Annotated in this window: 13 protein-coding genes; 6 read left to right on the top strand and 7 right to left on the bottom strand. The window is 71.7% G+C overall.

Annotated elements, in window-relative coordinates; all coding sequences use genetic code 11:
* The first annotated feature begins 330 nt into the window (after positions 1-330).
* Positions 331-687 (top strand): DUF2252 family protein, encoded by a 357-nt coding sequence (locus WME90_RS10145; protein WP_437280883.1) that lies wholly within the window; start codon positions 331-333, stop codon positions 685-687.
* Between the two features lie 15 nt (positions 688-702).
* Here WME90_RS10145 and WME90_RS10140 read toward each other — a convergent pair whose 3' ends face one another.
* Complete coding sequence (locus WME90_RS10140) at positions 703-1143, bottom strand: helix-turn-helix domain-containing protein (RefSeq protein WP_437280882.1); 441 nt, start codon at positions 1141-1143, stop codon at positions 703-705.
* Positions 1144-1216: 73 nt separating this feature from the next.
* Here WME90_RS10140 and WME90_RS10135 point away from each other — a divergent pair, with 73 nt between their 5' ends.
* Entirely contained in the window at positions 1217-2062 is an 846-nt protein-coding gene (locus WME90_RS10135; protein ID WP_437280881.1) for a class I SAM-dependent methyltransferase, read from the top strand.
* 91 nt (positions 2063-2153) lie between these two features.
* Here WME90_RS10135 and WME90_RS10130 read toward each other — a convergent pair whose 3' ends face one another.
* The 3 genes from WME90_RS10130 to WME90_RS10120 form a co-directional block, all read right to left on the bottom strand.
* Entirely contained in the window at positions 2154-3341 is a 1188-nt protein-coding gene (locus WME90_RS10130) for an ARPP-2 domain-containing protein (protein WP_437280880.1), read from the bottom strand.
* Positions 3341-4915, bottom strand: a complete 1575-nt coding sequence (locus tag WME90_RS10125; RefSeq protein ID WP_437280879.1) for a hypothetical protein — start codon at positions 4913-4915, stop codon at positions 3341-3343. The genes WME90_RS10130 and WME90_RS10125 overlap by 1 nt, the downstream gene beginning before the upstream one ends.
* A gap of 293 nt (positions 4916-5208) precedes the next feature.
* The gene (locus tag WME90_RS10120) at positions 5209-5400 is read right to left on the bottom strand and encodes a hypothetical protein (protein ID WP_437280878.1); all 192 of its coding nucleotides are present in this window, start codon (positions 5398-5400) and stop codon (positions 5209-5211) included.
* A gap of 243 nt (positions 5401-5643) precedes the next feature.
* Between WME90_RS10120 and WME90_RS10115 the strand changes: the two genes are divergently transcribed.
* From WME90_RS10115 to WME90_RS10100, 4 genes are all read left to right on the top strand, one after another.
* Positions 5644-6255: a hypothetical protein gene (locus WME90_RS10115; RefSeq protein WP_437280877.1), complete on the top strand. Its 612-nt coding sequence runs from the start codon at positions 5644-5646 to the stop codon at positions 6253-6255.
* Positions 6256-6406: 151 nt separating this feature from the next.
* Positions 6407-8533: a serine/threonine-protein kinase gene (locus WME90_RS10110; RefSeq protein WP_437280876.1), complete on the top strand. Its 2127-nt coding sequence runs from the start codon at positions 6407-6409 to the stop codon at positions 8531-8533.
* Between the two features lie 278 nt (positions 8534-8811).
* Positions 8812-9498, top strand: coding sequence for a hypothetical protein (locus WME90_RS10105; RefSeq protein WP_437280875.1), 687 nt, complete (start codon positions 8812-8814; stop codon positions 9496-9498).
* Positions 9491-10474 (top strand): ABC transporter substrate-binding protein, encoded by a 984-nt coding sequence (locus WME90_RS10100; protein ID WP_437280874.1) that lies wholly within the window; start codon positions 9491-9493, stop codon positions 10472-10474. Before WME90_RS10105 ends, WME90_RS10100 begins: the two co-directional genes overlap by 8 nt.
* 37 nt (positions 10475-10511) lie before the next feature.
* Here the strand turns inward: WME90_RS10100 and WME90_RS10095 are convergent, their stop codons facing one another.
* From WME90_RS10095 to WME90_RS10085, 3 genes are all read right to left on the bottom strand, one after another.
* On the bottom strand, positions 10512-11123 hold the full coding sequence (locus WME90_RS10095; RefSeq protein ID WP_437280873.1) for a hypothetical protein: 612 nt from the start codon (positions 11121-11123) through the stop codon (positions 10512-10514).
* Between the two features lie 110 nt (positions 11124-11233).
* Complete coding sequence (locus tag WME90_RS10090; RefSeq protein WP_437280872.1) at positions 11234-12433, bottom strand: AAA family ATPase; 1200 nt, start codon at positions 12431-12433, stop codon at positions 11234-11236.
* 308 nt (positions 12434-12741) lie between these two features.
* The gene (locus WME90_RS10085; RefSeq protein WP_437280871.1) at positions 12742-13758 is read right to left on the bottom strand and encodes a TauD/TfdA family dioxygenase; all 1017 of its coding nucleotides are present in this window, start codon (positions 13756-13758) and stop codon (positions 12742-12744) included.
* Between the last annotated feature and the right edge of the window lie 72 nt (positions 13759-13830).

The following is a 13830-nucleotide window of genomic DNA, read 5'->3' as shown; positions in this document are numbered from 1 at the left end:
ATCACCACGGTGCTACACATTGCAGATCTGCTACGGATGGCCGTAGCGTGTTGAACACCGTAGAGAGGCGTGGTCCACCCTCGTAGCGTCAAGAAACATGCCCCGTGCACCGAAGGGGTGCTCGCGGCCGCGAGCCCATGGCGCGAGCGCCTCGCACGCGCGCTGCGAGGCAACAGGGGCCTGCGAAAGCGCACGACAAGCCAGCTCCCAAACGCAAGAGACGTTACTATAGTGCCTTACAAATTGCGGCGAGCTTCTTCCCGGCGCGTTTGCCATTGATTTGCTCGACTGCCCGACCGTGAGCTGGACGCCCCGGCTCGCGGCACGCTCATGGACGTTCCTGCGACGGCGCCCGGCCTCGCCCGCTGCCGCGCGCGGCATAGAGGCTCGCCCTCGGCGGAGATCACGCCCGCTCCGGTGCGCCGTCACGTCGAGCCCATCGCCGTGAGCGCACCGCCGCAGCGCTGCACACCGGGCTGGTTCGATGATGACCAGGGCGACATCGATTATGCGATCAACGATTTCGACGAGGCGGTAATCGGCGACTGCCAGCTCGACGTCTGGCGGCTCGCCACGAGCCTCGCCCTGGTCGCGCGCCGGTGGGATCACGCGGGCTTCCGCGCCGACGTGCGATGGATCGCGCTCGATTACGCCGACCAGGTCGCGCTGGATTACGCGAGCTTCTGAGCGGCCCGCGTGGGCTCAGGTCGATCGCCGCCGCCCGGGAGCCGTCGGCGCAGGCGGATCGAGCCGGCCGGCCCCGGCGAGCCGGACGATGCGGCGGAAGCGCGGGCACTCCATGTGGCTCGGCGCGGAGCACGCCGCGGCGTGGCGAAGGCCGTCGCGCAGGGCGATGAGCCGCTGGATGGTCCGGTCCAGCTCCTCGGCCTTGGCCGTCAGCCGCTCGCGCTCGATGCGCGGCCGGCCGTCCGGCGAGAACATCCGGGCGATCTCGTCCAGCGAAAACCCCGCCACCTGGCCGAGCGCGATCAGCGCCAGGCGCTCGAGCACCCCGGCGTCGAACAGGCGCCGCAAGCCCCGCCGCCCGGTGGACGCGATCAGCCCCTTCTCCTCGTAAAACCGCAGGGTCGAGGCGGGCACGCCGGAGCGCCGGGCCACCTCCGCGATGTCCAGAGACTTCACGCTTGACCTCAAGTCGACTTGAACTTGCAGACTACGGCGCATGATCGCCGAATGCAAACCGAAGGAGACTCCGATGTCAGAAGCCCATCCGCCGAACCGAGACCAGGCCGCGATCTGGAACGAGAGCAGCGGGCGCACCTGGGTGGAAATGCAGGAAGTGCTCGACGGCATGCTGGCGCCGCTCGAGGCGCCGCTCATCGAAGAGGGCTTCCCCGGCGAGGGCAGGCGCGTCCTCGACATCGGCTGCGGCGCGGGCGCCACGACCCTCTCGATGGCGCGGCGCCTTGGGCCAACGGGCCTCTGTCTCGGCGTGGATATCTCCGGGCCGCTCGTGGCGGCCGCCAGGGCACGCGCCGCCGCCGAAGGCCTCGCGTCGGCCGCCTTCGTCCAGGCGGACGCGCAGACGCACGGCTTCGAGCGAGGCCCGTTCGACGCGGTGATCTCGCGTTTCGGCGTGATGTTCTTCCAGGATCCCGCGGCGGCGTTCGCCAACATCCGGCGCGCCGCGCGGCGCAAGGCGAAGCTCGCGTTCGTGGCCTGGCGCAGCTCCGACGAGAATCCGTTCCTGACCGAGGCCTCACGAGCTGCCGCGCCGCACCTGCCCAACTTTCGCGTTTCGGAGCCCGACGCCCCCGGCCCATTCGCCTTCGCGGACAGAGAGCACGTGCAGCGGATCCTGGACGCGAGCGGCTGGACCGACGTCGACATTCGCCCGATCGACGTGCCGTGCTGCATCGCGGAGAAGGACGTGCTCGCCTACGCCACCAGGATGGGACTGCTGGGCCAGGCGCTGAGGGACGCGGACGAGCCGACGTGCGCGCGGATGGCCGAAGTGGTTCGCCCTGCCTTCGACGTGTATATCCGCGACGGCGCGGCCCGCTTCACCGCGGCCTGCTGGCTCGTGAGCGCGCGCGCCTAGCCGCTGCATGCCTGTTCGAGCGGCGACCCGCCGTCGGGAGACCGCGGGCGCGATCAGCCCTCACCGAGCGCCGGTCGAAGAGACACCGCGCTCACTTCGTCCGCTTCAGCGCCGCCTTGAGCACGTGCTCCGCGATGAGGTAGCCGAACCCCTCGCCGTCGATCCTCCGGATCAGCTGATCGCGCGTGATCCGGAGCGCCGCCGCCGCGGAGCTCAGGTTCCACCCGTGCGCCGCGAGCTGCTGGAGGAGCCGGGCGCGCCTCACCTGCCCCGCCGAGAGCCGGAACGTCTTCGCGTACTCCAGCGTGCCGTCGTCGCGCACGATCGCCTCGCCGAGGTGGTTGTCCAGCGCGGGATCGAGCTCGGTCATGAACCGCTGCAGCGAGAACGGCCCCGCCCGGTACACGCGCTCCGCAGCGATCGGCCGGCCGATGAGCCCAGCGGCCGTGTCCACGTGCAGCGCGCCGGCCTCCGCCCGCGCCCGGCCGAGCGCGGCCCGCAGATCGTCGAGCGAGCTTATCCGCGCCTCGTCGAAGGTGTGCTCGAAGGCCTGGCTGTCGCCGTTGTGGCGGGCCGCGTAGAGCAGCGTCTGCTCGTAGAAGTCCTCGATCAGCGTGCGGTGCAGCGCGCGGTAGTCGTCGGGGTGCGACACGACGAACACCGACGCGAGCAGCTCGCCGACGAAGAGCAGGAGGCCGCACTGGCCCTCGTGGATCTCGAAGACGCGCAGCGCGTCCTCCAGGCCGGGGATCGCCCGGCCGGAGAGCGACACCTCCGTGCGCGGGTCGAGGCCGTGGGAGACCGCCCGCCGCGAGTACTCGGACCAGGCGATCTCGGGGGCGTTGAAGTGCAGGGCGAGAAAGCCCTCCATCGCGAGGTGCTGCGGCAACAGGCGCAGGCGGTTCCGCTCGGCCGGATCCTCGCCGCGCGCCTCGCGCCGGACCATGCGCGCGAGGACGTTGACACAGCGGTGTTGCCCGCCCACGACGCGGCCCTCGGTCGGGCCCGCGAGCGCCGCGCCGTAGGACGCGACCGGCGAGCCGTCCTCGGTCCACCCGACGATGAGCGCGTGCGGCACGTAGGTCGAGCAGTAAAGGGAGCCGTCGCCCACCTTGACGATGGCCAGCTCGGCCTCGTAACCGCGGCGGGCGATGCGCAGGTCGTCCCGCGGCGCGTCCCGGAGGAGTGGGACGAGGCGCACGCCCGCGAAGACCTGGGCGTGCGTGGCCGAGAGCCCCCGGAGCGCGAGCGACTGGAGCAGGGCCGGCGCCTTCGCCATCAGGGCGCCTCGACCGCCGCGGCGGGCGCGCCTGCTGCGGGCTCAACTGCGTCTGCCGGCTCCGCTGCGTCTGCCGGCTCCACTGCTTCTACCGGCCCCGCGGCCGCCGGTCTCGCGGCGCCCGGCGTCCCGGCGTGCCGCGAGAGCAGCGCGGCCGCGCGCTGCGCGAGGTAACGCTCGAGCTCCGCGAGCGGCGCCGTGCCCTCGGCAAAGCGGGCGAAGCCGAGGACCGTCGGCAGGTCCTCGGCGTCGCGCAGGCCGACCGTCGGGATCGACGGGCCGAGCGCGCGGGGCGCGTAGCGCTCGCTGTCGAACACGGGGTTGATGTGGACGATCGACGTGCGCTGCCCCGGGTCGAGCCGCGCACGGAAGCAGCGGGCGACCTCGGCAGCAGCGCCGGCCGGGTCGTTCTCGAAGCCGTCCGAGAGGAGCACCACGACGTCGGGACGCCACGCGAGCGCATCGAGCAGCGGCGTGGCGAGGTCGGTCTGGCCGCGCGCGTCGACGAGGATCTCGTCGGGCGTGGGCGCGGTCCAGAAGGCGCGGTACTCGCGGGCGGCGGCGCGCAGCAGGTAGCTCGCGCCGAGCGCGACGGCGAGCGGGCGGCGGCGCTTCTCGCTCGATCCGGACGCCGAGTAGCTCCGGTCGAGCACGGCCGCGACGCGCCCGAGCGCGGCCGGGCTCTTCCTGAGCGCCCGCGCGGCGGCGCGCTCGAGCGCGGCGTGGAGCTCGTCGCGGCGGCCCTGCCGCGCCTTCTCGGGCAGCGAGAGCGCATAGAGGGCGACGCGCGTGAGCGGGGCGCGGCCGAGGTCGACGGCGAGGTCCACGTCCTCTCGCCCGGCGGCGCGCTGGAGCCGGAGGCGCTCGCCCTCGGTCATGCGCGGCGCGGCGCGGCGGAGGAGCTCCTCGCGAGAGACGCCGCGGGCGGCGGCGAGCCCCTCGGCGACGGTCAGCGGCAGGTCGAAGATCGCCGCCTTCGCATAACGAGCCTGCCGCGCGCTCTCGAGGAGCGGCGTCTCGAACGGCGCGCGCCGCCCGGGCTCGAACAGGAAGGGCCCGATCTCGCCGGGGAGCCGGAGGTGGGCGTGCACGGCGAGCGCGCGGACGTGGGCGCGGTACTTGACGGCGTCGAACGCCGGGTCGGGCCTGCCCGCGAGGTAGCCGCGGATGACGGCGCGCGCGCGGCGGTTGTTCACGCGCCGCTCCCGGAGCTCGCGCAGCGCCCGGAGCGCGCGCTGGGGCGGGAGCTCCCGGAGCGCGGCCGCGATGAGCGAGCCCTCCTCGCGCCGGTCGGCGGCGGGCGTCTCGGCGCCGGTCGCGAGGAGGTTCACCGCGATGCGGGCCTGGTTGAAGTGGTTGATGCCGGCGGCGAGCGTGCGCGCGTAGAGGCGGCGGTAATTGCCGAGGATGTACTCGTGGAGGAACTCGATGGAGACGGCCTGGCCTCCGGAGGTGCCGTAGAACTCGGCCTGCCCGGTGCACGCGAAGCAGGCGTTGATGAACATGACGAGGTCCTCACGCTCGACGCGCTCGGTGTGAAAGCGTGCGGGGGGCGCGGGATGGGCGGGGGGCATAGCGAAGAGCCGCCCGGGGAATGGTGGGGCGATCAACCTACGACAGTTTCCAGACTGGGATCGGAAATCGCCCCGGAGTCCCACGGGCGGCAGGGGCAGATTAGCTCAGGAGGGGCGGCTCGCAGAACTGGCTGGAGGGGGCGCCTCGCAGAACCGGCTGGAGGGGGCGCCTCGCAGAACTGGCTGGTGCGCCCACGTGGTGGGGGGCGCCGAGCCACTTTCCGCCGTCGGGGCGAGCCCCTCGGATGCACGCGCACATGATACGTTCGCGTTAGCCAGTGCACAATCGTGGCTCACACTTTCTGCTCGCGACCTTCCTCCTCCACGCATGCGGAGTCGCCGCGGTGCGTGCGCTCGCGCCGGAGCGCCTCGAGGTGCCGGCGCGGGCCGGCGCGGGCGACCAGCTCGATCCGCTCCTGCTGCTGGGCCCCGATGTCTTGCTGGATGGCCCGAGGACGCCGGAAGCCCGAGCGACGGAGCCCCACCGGGGCCTCGCCTGGGCAATGGGCATCGATCCTGGCATCTCGCGTGCCGCGCCGAGAGGACGCGGCCAAGCGGCGCCCGAGGCGCCTCCTGCGCACGCATCGCGCTCTGGCCCGGCGACCCACGGTCACGCGTCGCCGGACGCTGCCGACGCGCCCCCGGGCGCTGCCGACGAGCTTCCCCCGGCCGCGGCACCTCCAGGGCTGGGCGGCGCGCCGATCTGGGCATTGCCAGGTGTCTTGCCGGTGGATCCGCGCGCTCCCGAGCGCCGCCCCGTCCCGGTGCGCCCCGTCCCGGTGCACTCCGCGCGGAGCGATGCGGACAAGGACGGGCGAAAGCCGGTCCTGGTCTTCCCCGCGGCGGGCTTGCTCGCCTCGGCGGTCGCGGAGGAGGTGTCGTCCTCCGTCGTGCCGCCGGACTCGGAGAGCTCGTTCGAGCTCACGCTGGACGCGAAGGGCCAGCTCGTCTCGGTGCGCTTCCTCCAGGCGAACACGGGGAACGGTGACGACTTTCGGCGCGTCGCCCAGGCCGTCTTGAAGCGCTTCTCCGGGCAAGCGCTGGCGCTGAACGGCGATTTTGCCGCCGGGAGCAGGGTGACCGTCCACGTGACCAGCCGGGTCGTCATGCCGGATGGGACGCGGCACGGGCTCCGGAGGCCGGCGGTAAGACGCGGAGACGGCACGCCGCTCATCCGTGAAGACTCGCTGGACGATCGCTTCAGCGCGCCTCATCTCATGCCGTCGCCTGGCGAGAAGATGCGCAGGGTGAACTTCATCTCGGATCTCGTGAACCTCGGCGCGCAGCGCCGGAGGGTCTTCAGCACGCGGGTCGAAGCGGTGCCTGCCGCGCTGCCATAACGCGAGCACGAGGGCGGGAAGGCAGGGACATCATGAGCAGTCCTCTCTGCCTCCGCGCGCTGAGGTCGGCGCATCCGCGCCATCCTCTCCGGTACGGAGCCGCCGAGATTCCACGTCCGCCCGTCGCGCGCGTCGTGTAGGCTGACCTTCGATGAGCGGCGTGGGAGGGAAGCCCGAACGACCGGAGACGCCGCCGGGGATGCCGGAGCCCGGCGAGCTCATCGGGGGCAAGTATCGCATCGAGCATGTCATCGGCCAGGGAGGGATGGGGGTCGTCGTCGCGGCGCGCCACACCACCCTGAAACGGCGCGTCGCGCTGAAGTTCTTGCTCCCCGCGGCGCACAGCAAGCCGCAGGACGTGGCCCGCTTCCTCCGCGAGGCGCAGGCCGCGGCGGCGATCACGAGCGAGCACGTCGCCGAGGTCATCGACGTCGGCACGACCGAGGCGGGCCTACCGTACATCGTCATGGAATTCCTTCGCGGGCTCAACGTCGCGGAGCGGATCGATCGGCTCGGCCCGTTCTCGGCCGAGGACGCCGTGGCCTACGTCCTCGAGGTCTGCGAGGCGATCGCCGAAGCGCACGCGCTCGGGATCGTCCACCGCGATCTCAAGCCGAGCAACCTGTTCCTCGCGGAGAAGGAAGACGGATCGAGCCAGATCAAGGTGATCGACTTCGGGATCTCGAAGGCGCTCAACGCGGGCACGCTCGACAACGAAGGAAGGCTGACAGCGAAGGAAGTGGTCCTCGGCTCTCCATCGTACATGTCGCCGGAGCACGTCCGCAGCGCGCAAGCGGTCGACACCCGGACCGATATCTGGGCGCTCGGCGTGATTCTGTACGAGATGCTCACCGGCCGCCTGCCGTTCCACGGCGAGTCGCCGTCAGCGCTCTTCGTGAGCATCGCGGTCGATCCGCCGACGCCGCCGCGCACCCATCGACCGGACATCCCTGCCGCTCTGGAGCGCATCATCCTGAGCTGCCTGGAGAAGCGCGCGGATCAGCGCCCTCAGACCGTCGCCGAGCTCGCGGAGGCGCTCGCGCCGCTCGCGCCGGAGCGATCCCGCGCGTCGCTGGAGCGAATCCTCCGCAGCGGCCCGGGCGTCCCGACCGTCCGGGCGCCCGACGCCGCGGTCGACGCGCGCATCGACGTCGACGGCGATACGTCGAAGCTGGTCGAGCGGCAGGAGGCGAAGACCAGGACGGCCCCGTCGCCGAGACCCGCTTCGGAGCCCATGGTATCGCGCATCGCGGGGCTCCACGCCGTCGACGAGACCGCGAAGTCGATGACGGTCCGCACGAATGCCCCGCGGCGGGGGCGCAACGTCCTGCTGGGAGCGGCGGTCGCCGCGCTCGCAGGGCTCGCGCTCTTCGCGCTCCAGAGACGTGGCGAGGGCGAGCCGGGCCCGAGGAGCGAACCGGCGCAGGAGCAGCATCAGCGCCTCGACCACGCGTGCCAGCAGAGCCGCGTGCGTCTCCAGAACGGCATCAAGCTCGGCCCCTTCGACACCATCGGGTGGGAGGTCGATCTCTGGCTCGCGCGCGTCGGCGAGGCGGGCGCCCTCGGGCCCCCCGCGCCGGATGCCGGTGCCCAGGCCCCTGCGCACGAGCCTCCCGGCGGCTCCGGCCCGGTGGTCGGCGCGCCCGCCCCGCCGCTCACCGCCGCATCCCTGGGCGACATCGCGACAGGCGGGCGGCTCACGCCCGCGCTCGACGCGGTGCTGAGCCAGGTGGTCGACGGGACCGTCACTGTCAAGGAGGCCAGTCCCGGGGACTCCCGTGCTCTCACCGACATCACGGTGACGTTCGGCGACGGTTATGGCCGCGTCTTCTTCAATCCCCAGGTCCGGCCCCGCTTCATCGCGGTAGCCGAGCGCCTCTACCAGGCGGCCGGCGCGGACGCCGGCGCGCTCTACGCCCGCTGCGCGCGCCTCGAGGTGCGCGACGTGGGCGCCTGGTTCCGCGGCGACGACCCCGGCGGCGCGACCGCCGCGCTGCTCTATCAAATGGAGACGTTCGCCGAGCCGCCTCACCCGACGTTCATCGCGCTGTCGTCGCTGGACACCGCAGGACGGCTCCGCGCCTTGCGCGCCAGGGTCAGAGACGCCTGGCTCGACGACAAGGCGCTGAGAGAGCTCCTCGTACGGCGCGGCGCCCACGTCACGGCGGCGAGGGAGGGCACCGTCATCACCTTCCCGGACGACGCGCCGCTGCGCGCGAGGGTCATTGGCCGCGAGCTCTCGGACGCCCTCGACCCGTCCGGCCACCGCGCTCGGTGAGCTTCGGCGCACCTCGCTCCCTCCGCGTCGATTCGAGCCCGCCCCGGACGAGGAGAGGTACGCTCCCCGCCAGGGTCCTTGAGGGTGCCAGGGTCGTTGCCGTCGAGTCAGCTCGTGGACGAAGGCGGTCCCACGTCTCGTCGGCCTGAGACGGAACCTCGCCAGTCGTCGTCAGGGGCCGAAATAAGTGTCGCGGGTCAAACGGCGGACGGTGTATCGTACTTTACATGGAGGGGCTGACGCGCGCAGGAGAGGAGCGACCGCGTGGATTATCCAGGGTGCTGCGGGGGTTTTCAGCGAAGGTCGCCCTGCGCCTCGGCCTCCTTTTCCTGGCCTTCCCGGTCATCGTCTCGGCGCTGACATATCATCAGACACGGCAAGCGGAGACTGCAGCGCTGGAGCGACACGGCGCCGCGATCGCCAGCCTCTTCAACTACAGCTTGCAGGCGCTGCACGATGAGGGGTCGTCGCCCACGATGCAGCGCATCCTGGCGAACGGCGCGCTCATCAGCAACGTCCGGCGGGTGCGGATGACCGACCTCGCCGGCAAGATCATCGCCAGCAGCTATCGGCCCGAGGTCGGGACGTCGAGCACGTCTCCGCTGCTGCGCAGCTTCCTTGACAGCGGCAGCGACCAACCGATCGTCCAGCTGCTCGACGAGCGGAGCGAGCTCACGATCATCCGACCGATCTACCATGGTCAGGCGTGGGGCATCACGGCCCAGCCCATGGTCGGCGCCACAGAGCTCCTCATGGAGCGGCGAGAGGTCGACTCGCTCGCCTTCGCCGCGGCGCTCCGGATGCTCGCGAGCTCCGGCTGTGTCGCGCTCGCCTTCTTCATGGCCGCGCTCCTCGGCCTCCGCGCGGCCGCGCCGCCCCCGGGCCGTCGTGATCCCGCGGCGGTGCCGCCGCAGCGCCTTCCAGGAAACAACGTCCCGACGCGCCTCGGAGACCCGTATGCATGATCGTCGCGCTCGATGTCTCCTCGCCTTCGTCGCCCTGCTCGCGCTCCTCTCCGCGGCGTGCAACAACCGGGCTCCGACGCCGCTCCGCGTGGGGCTCGTGGTCTGGGTGGGATACGCCCCGCTCTACGTCGCGGCGGAGCGCAAGCTGAACGCGCCCGTCGACGTGGAGCTCATCACGTTCAGCAACGGGACGGACGTGCATCGGGCGTTCGTCGAGAAGAAGCTCGACATCACGGCGTCGACGTTGTTCGACGCCATGCGGCTCGCGGATCAAGGGCTCGATCCCCAGGTCATCATGGCGCTCGACACCTCGCACGGCGCGGACGGGATCGTCGCCCGGGAGGGGATCGCGACCATGCGCGACCTGAAGGGCAAGCGCGTGGCCGCCGATCTGGCCAGCATCAACCATCTTCTCCTGATCAGGGCGCTGGATCTGTCGGGCATGTCGACGTCCGACGTGGAGATCGTCCAGACCACGCTCGAGGAGACCACCCGCGCGCTGAAGGCAGGAGAGGTGGACGCCGCCGTCAGCTGGGAGCCGTTCCTGTCCCAGGCGGTGGCCGAAGGCGCGCGGCAGATCTTCTCGAGCACGGAGATCCCGGATGAGATCGTCGATGTGCTCCTCGTGTCGAGAGAGACGGCCGCCCAGCGTCGCGAGGACATCGTGGCGTTCCTGCGCGGCTGGGACAGGGCGCTCGATCTCTGCAAGACGCGGCCGGCCGAGGCCCCGGGCATGATGGCGCAGGCACAGGGGATGAAGGTCGACGAGCTCGAGAAGAGCATGGCGGGCCTGAGCCTGCTCGACCTCGCGCGAAATCAGCAGATGTTCGACCGATCCGCGAAGGAGCGGTCGCTCTGGGCGGCCTACGACGCGACGGCTCAGGCGATGACGAAGGCGAAGCTCCTCAAGAACGCTCCAGCTCCGGCCGAAGCGCGGCTGAACCCGGAGCTCGTCGCCGCCGCGCTCCGGAAGTGACGTCGTGCCGCCACGTCGGCGGTCCACGTCTGCTCCGCTATTCGGGCCAGACCTCGATCCAGACGAACAGCACCTGTCCGGCGGCCTGGTTGTCGACGGCCACCGGATAGACCGTGCGCGCGCGGAGCGCCTCGACGAGGTGACCGTGGTGGATCGCGAACCGCCCGATGAAATCGTCGTTCACGAGGTCCCTGTCGATGAGCTCACCGCGCAGGTGGACATCCGGCGTGAGCGGCACGCGGTACCAGGTCGGCGGACCGTTCCATCCAGGCGTGCAGGTGTCGCGTTGCCCCGGGCGATCCAGCGCGCGCCTCCCGAGCGACCGGCCGCCCACGAACAGCTCCGCCGAGCCGAAGGGCTCCGGCGGCTCGGTCCCGGCGCCTGCCGCCTCCACCGCGAAGCCGGCCACGCTGGCGGCCGCCGCGACAGGGTGCTTCGTGCGGAGGAGACCGCCGATGGCGGAGAGCGCCTCCGCCGGGACCGCGCCCATCCCGTCCCACTGACGGCCGTCCGCCTTGGCCGGGCTGATGACGGCGCCGTCGATGGAGATGCGCACATGCGCCGGCAGCGGCGGCGCCGCCGGCTTGCACGCCGCGCACGCGAGGACGAGCCCGTACAGCGCGGCCGCTCCGAGAGGACGTGACGCCATGCCTCGAGAATCTATCCTGGTGGCCGCGGCGCACCAACGCCGAAGAGCGCGGCGGAGCGCGCTGGTCGCGCGCGCTCGGGTCCACGCCGCGAAGACCAGAAATCGCGCCATCAGCCCGCCTGACGCTTCTTCGACTGGACCTTGACCATGCGCACGGCGGCGCCGTGGATATCCTGCAGGAAGCGCAAGGCTACGGCGTCGTCTTCCTGGAGGAGCCTCAGCATCTCCTTGGCCGTGACGCCCGCGCCGTCGGGGTGCCGGAAGACGACCTCGTCTTCCGGCGCATACTGGAGGAGGTTCTCCAGCGCGTGCTTCGCCGGGCCTGGCTCATACAGGTGCTCGCGATCGATGCGCGAGAGGTCCGCGCGCTCGACCACCGTGCTGCCGTCGTCGAGCGAGACGTCGTAATATCCTGTCGGATCGAGGTCGAACAGGTTGGAGTGAGTCGCAATGAAGAGCTGGTCGATGTGCTGCTCCTCGACGAGGCGGACGAGCAGCTGGCGCAGGGCGCGACCGCTCGTCGGGGCATGGAGGTGGGCCTCCGGCTCCTCGATGCCGACAGCGCGTGCGCCGAGAAGCATGGCTTGCGCCAGGATCGCGTAGACCTGTGCGATGCCAAGACCGGCGAGGTCGATGGATACATCGCGGCCCTCGGGATTCGGCTCCGGAAGGAGCTCGCGCAGATCGATCTCGCCAGTGCGCGGATCCTGGACCGGAGCGAAGTGTGGACGATGAAGTGGCTCGCCCGCGAGCAGGGCGCGGAATGCGGCGAGCTTGCGGCGGACCTCGTGATTCGGGCTGAGCTGGGCGGCTAGCAGGGCGCTCTTCAGACGGCCGGCGCGGAGGTGCCACGCCACGATGTCTTCCCCCTTGGGCGGAGCGGAGGTCCCTTCCGGCCGAGGCAGGCGGTCCGCGCTCACAAGCGCGTACGCGCGGGCCGAGAGCTCGATCAAAAGCGCCCGCAGTTGGTCGCGCTGGCGCATACGAAGACTATAGTCTTCATTCGTTTCGTACGGTTGCGACTTTGGCTCCAGGAGCACCATCAGGTCGCTCTCCCCGGAGTAGAGCGACGTGAACGAGAGGCTCGGCTGGTGCTCGAGAGTCCAGTCAAAGGTCACCTCCACGGCCAGCTCCGCCGCAGGAAGCAACCCAACGGGCACCAGCGTCTCTGGCGGCGCAGCAAGCCGAGCTCCCAGCACGATGGACCTGGATGTGCCGCGAGCGCAGACATCCCGCCGGCTGATGACGCCGCTCTCGATCGCTCTCGCAGCGCCGCCATCGGGCAATAAGTCCCCTGTCTCCGCGATCACGGCAGCCAGCCGGAAGAGCGTCCTGAGGCTCTCGAGAATGTTCTACTTGCCGCTCCCGTTCGGGCCGTAGAAGACGTTGAATTGGCCGAGATCGTCGACGCGGACATCCCGGAGGCTGCGGTAGCCCTTGGCCCAGAGCGACGCGATCCTCATGACGGCGCGATGCTACACACGGCCCTCGATCCGGGCCAGCGCAACGGCGACCGCGTGGGCCGGGCAGACGCGCACAGCGCCGACCACGCAACTTCCCTCGGATGGGCGGGCTCTTCTTCGCACAGCGCCAGGCTCCTGCCCCTCGACACCGCCGCTCACCCCCGGCTCATCCGCGCGATCGCCTCGGCCAGCGCGCCGTCGTCCGCGCCCTCCACGTCGCCGGCGAGCGCCTCCTCGGCGGCGGCGAGCGCCGCGTCCCGGAGGCGGTAGAGCTCGGGCTCGGGGATGCGCTCGCGCGCGGCGAGGACCCCCGGCGGGACGCCGCGCAACATCTCCAGGATCAGCCCGAGGCGGCGGCGTGCCTCGGGCGCCGGCGGCGCGCCGAGGCCGAGCCGCCGCCGCGTTGCCTCCGGCGCGGCGGCGAGGCGGCGCGAGGAGGCCTCGGCGACCTGGGCGGCCAGCGCGTGGAACACGGGCGGCGACGGGAGCCTCGCCTCCATCCAGACGAGCAGCCGCACGAACTCGCGCGCCCCCTCGAACGCCCGCCGCCCGTGGAGCATGCGCCGGTTGTCGACAACGAGGATGTCCGCCGGGCCGAGCGACAGCTCGATGGGGCGCGACGCCTCGACGAACCGCGCGAGGCGCGCGGCGATCGCGTCCCCCGGCGGCACGACCGGCGCGTGCGTGAGCGCGAGGGCGCCGCCGCGGAGCGACACCGTGGGCCCGAAGAAATCGCCGAACACGAAGGGGATGCGCCTGTGCACCGTGAACAGCGCGCGGAAGAGCTCGGGATCGGCGCGCTCGATCGTCGAGAGCAGCGCCCAGCCGTCGAGCAAGAGGCAGCCGCCGCCGCGCTCCGCGGGCCTGACGCACGCCATGATCTGCGTCGCCGGCGGCGCGCCCGCGAAGCACTGGCTGTCGGTGTGGAGCGGCGCCGCCGCGGAGCTCGAGGCGAACGACCTGCCGCCCGGCACGGCCTTGATCGGCTGCCGCTCCACGAGGAGCGGCCTCGCACCGAGGAGCCGCTCGGCGAAGCCCCACGGCGCCCGCGCGGCCTCCTCGGGCGCCAGCGCCGCGTCGCCGCGGAGGACCGAGAAGCCGCGCGCGGCGAGCTCGTCGAAGAGCCTCACCGGACCGCGCTCCGCCCCGGGCCAGATCCATCGCTCGCTCACGGGCGCGCTCCGCGAGGGCGCTCGAAGAGCGAAATCATCTTGGTTATCCAGCACATAGAAGCTCGGCAGCCG

The sequence above is a fragment of the Sorangium sp. So ce375 genome (genome assembly GCF_051473855.1).
GTDB lineage: Bacteria > Myxococcota_A > Polyangia > Polyangiales > Polyangiaceae > Sorangium.
Note: the sequence above shows the minus strand (reverse complement) of the source record. Positions and strands in the feature narration are given on the sequence as shown.

Bases quoted from the DNA above. Each gene is read 5' to 3' on its own strand.
- WME90_RS10145 (WP_437280883.1), top strand. From the start codon at position 331: ATGGACGTTCCTGCGACGGCGCCCGGCCTCGCCCGCTGCCGCGCGCGG.
- WME90_RS10135 (WP_437280881.1), top strand. From the start codon at position 1,217: ATGTCAGAAGCCCATCCGCCGAACCGAGACCAGGCCGCGATCTGGAAC.
- WME90_RS10130 (WP_437280880.1), bottom strand. From the start codon at position 3,341: ATGGCGAAGGCGCCGGCCCTGCTCCAGTCGCTCGCGCTCCGGGGGCTC.
- WME90_RS10125 (WP_437280879.1), bottom strand. From the start codon at position 4,915: ATGCCCCCCGCCCATCCCGCGCCCCCCGCACGCTTTCACACCGAGCGC.
- WME90_RS10110 (WP_437280876.1), top strand. From the start codon at position 6,407: ATGAGCGGCGTGGGAGGGAAGCCCGAACGACCGGAGACGCCGCCGGGG.
- WME90_RS10100 (WP_437280874.1), top strand. From the start codon at position 9,491: ATGCATGATCGTCGCGCTCGATGTCTCCTCGCCTTCGTCGCCCTGCTC.
- WME90_RS10095 (WP_437280873.1), bottom strand. From the start codon at position 11,123: ATGGCGTCACGTCCTCTCGGAGCGGCCGCGCTGTACGGGCTCGTCCTC.